The 235-nt window shown below is 57.9% G+C and carries 1 protein-coding gene; it reads left to right on the top strand.

The window, feature by feature from the left end; translation table 11 throughout:
- On the top strand, positions 1–229 hold a 229-nt coding region (locus EOB49_RS37205; protein ID WP_206526240.1), incomplete at its 5' end, for a hypothetical protein.
- Positions 230–235 lie beyond the last annotated feature (6 nt).

The following is a 235-nucleotide window of genomic DNA, read 5'->3' as shown; positions in this document are numbered from 1 at the left end:
TTTCTTGATTGTGTTGGAAAGACTGGTCTTTGCGCAAGGCCGTCGGCGCCAAATTATTGCCCCGGCTTTGGCCAGTGCAGGCAAGATGGTGCTCAATTCTGGTGATGATGGCACAGGATCGGAGTGTCGGCGTCATGACTGCCGACGGATCGCTGAGGGAGCGGTCATCTGCGGATCGAATGCCAGTCCTGCGGCGCCCTGCAAGGTGCGAGCCATCAAGGTCGTATGATCTCGG

This window comes from Mesorhizobium sp. M7A.F.Ca.MR.148.00.0.0, assembly GCF_003997735.1.
Lineage (GTDB): Bacteria > Pseudomonadota > Alphaproteobacteria > Rhizobiales > Rhizobiaceae > Mesorhizobium.
This window is presented reverse-complemented; position numbering and strand designations above follow the sequence as displayed.